The following is a 2,287-nucleotide window of genomic DNA, read 5'->3' on the forward strand; positions in this document are numbered from 1 at the left end:
CGCTTGAATTAGAATAATTAATCTATCAAATTAGATCAGTTTATTGAAATAGCCTTACCTACTTAGTACTATCCAATAATTTTTATCTATAAATTATATTGTTAAAATATTTATAAATTAAAATTTATTTTATACCATATGAGCGATAGAACCAATACCAATGTTACAATTGAATTACTACACCCTAATTTTGAAAATGAGCTTGAGGAATATTTCCATGAAATGATAGAGGGTAGCCGCCGCCCTTATCTAATTCAACATGTATGTAAAAGACCTAGACCTTCTGATGAAAAGTACCAAAATTATTGGTCTCAAGTGGATCCTGAACAATATGATGAATGGCTATCTAAATAAAGATAGCCTATATATAGGACAAAATTTATTGTTCCCAAATAGGAGCAAATGTTCGTCCACTTTTACCCCAGATATTAACTAAATAGCTAACTTGATCAATTTGATTAGGATAATCGTAAGCAAGGATCTTTTTTAGACACTCTCTTGGCTCATCATTATATAAATAACCAAGCCTCTCACTAACAATTTCTCTAATAGATTTTTTAGCGTGTTCAATTGTTAAGCGCATAAGTTTCGATTCGGAAGGGATTTGTAATGTTCTAGCAAAATAAGACGTTAAAAAGGTATCATCCGCCACTTGGTCTTCTATCGTTTTACTATATTCTTTAAGAATATCTCTAGCTAACTGATCAATACCAGCAACTGTATCTAATTTAGCAAGATTTTGCGTTTTAAATTTTTGATAAATGGCCTTTAATTCCTGTTCCATTTTGCTTTGATCCGCGTAAAAACTTGTAATTTTACTATCAAGCCATTTATGAAAAAAGCTATGAGAATTTAGTGGAGCTAATATACGCCAAGTGGCAATTTCTTCTGTAGGAAGCTTGTTTAATACTTCAATTGGAAGATCTGGATCTTGCGTATGTAACCACTCTGCAAAAGCATCTTTACACACATCCTTTACTTTAGCTTTTATTGTTAGGTTGGTTTGGACTACCTCTTTAGGTTTAGCTGCCTTATATGGCATATCCTGATCAGATTGATAGCCTTGTTTAGGAGAGCAAGGTTGTAAATACATCATAAATTAACTAAATTAAAATTGTTAATTATAAACAAACTAAACTCATTGTGTTTTATATGAATAATTCAATCCTAGTCTATTTGCTATTTTTTGATGATTTTTCTTTAGTTTGTTAACACAATAGAATAATAATCATTATACGCCTTAACGTAAATAAAATCAAAGTGTTGCTGCAAAGCTCACTAGTTTCTTTAAACCCGTATTATAATTTTACAACCCATGTTTAGGTAGCATCCTTACAGTTAGAAATATGAACTTATTAATATAAAACCATATTTTATTGTAATTGGGTTAAATTTGTTTGGACTAATAATTATTAGCCTTAAGGTCTCTGTCAGCATTTTATTTAATTTAGCACATAGTGTGCAAAAGGCCTAAATCTCCTGAATTCTAGCAAAAGCAAATCATCAAACATTTTTTTATGTGATTCCAAATGAAATTTTCTCTGATGGCGTGACTTTCCATTTCAATGTTCAAAATTTATATTGATATTGGGTAATTAAGAGATAGCATTCGGAGAGGTAGTACTCCCCAAATGAACCGAACCATCTGGCTTGCTTCTAAGATATAGAAGTAAGACTAGATTTATGACTAATTGTAAATTAATTACATCAGTAGAAAGAAGAAGACGATGGTCCTTAGAAGAAAAAAAACAGATCATTGAAAAAACATATCAAGAAGGTCAATCTGTTTCCCAAATAGCAAGGAGATATGATATAATACCACGTCAACTTTTTGCATGGAGAAGGCAGATGGAACAAGGAGCACGACAAGGAATTAGCAGCCGAGAAGAACTAGTCCCCAAAAGCCAAGTGAAAGAAATGGAAAAGCGAATAAGAGAACTAGAGCGGATGCTTGGGAAAAAGACACTTGAAAATGAAATTTTAAAAGAGGCTGTAAGGCTTGGGCAGGAAAAAAAACTCATCTCGCGGCAGCCATTGCCAAGCTTAAACGATTTAGCCTAAGGAAAATAGCAGAGGTGATGGAAGTATCAAGATCCAATCTTATAGAGCAGCTTAAAGAGCATTTACCTCATCAGCCAGTCTTTTATTCTAAAGCTGAAAATGAACAAGTTTTAGCTTTAATCAAAGAGGTGGTTAAAGGCAGGCCGACTTACGGTTATCGTAGGGTTCATGCGATTGTCAATAGCCTTCTCAAAGAGAAAAAACTTAAAGTCATTAATCATAAGCG

General features: G+C 32.7%; 2 protein-coding genes and 1 pseudogene. 2 read left to right on the forward strand and 1 reads right to left on the reverse strand.

Features of this window, described 5'->3' with window-relative positions; all coding sequences use genetic code 11:
- Window positions 1–138: 138 nt before the first annotated feature.
- Entirely contained in the window at window positions 139–354 is a 216-nt protein-coding gene (locus TY19_RS15280; RefSeq protein WP_148300668.1) for a hypothetical protein, read from the forward strand.
- Between the two features lie 25 nt (window positions 355–379).
- Here TY19_RS15280 and TY19_RS09940 read toward each other — a convergent pair whose 3' ends face one another.
- A complete protein-coding gene (locus tag TY19_RS09940) occupies window positions 380–1,096 on the reverse strand; it encodes a hypothetical protein (protein ID WP_079979294.1) in 717 nt (238 codons plus the stop codon).
- A gap of 587 nt (window positions 1,097–1,683) precedes the next feature.
- Between TY19_RS09940 and TY19_RS13035 the strand changes: the two are divergent.
- Window positions 1,684–2,287, forward strand: a pseudogene (locus tag TY19_RS13035) (transposase); the annotation flags it as partial.

This window comes from Candidatus Protochlamydia sp. R18 (assembly GCF_000648255.1).
Taxonomy (GTDB): Bacteria; Chlamydiota; Chlamydiia; order Chlamydiales; family Parachlamydiaceae; genus Protochlamydia; species Protochlamydia amoebophila.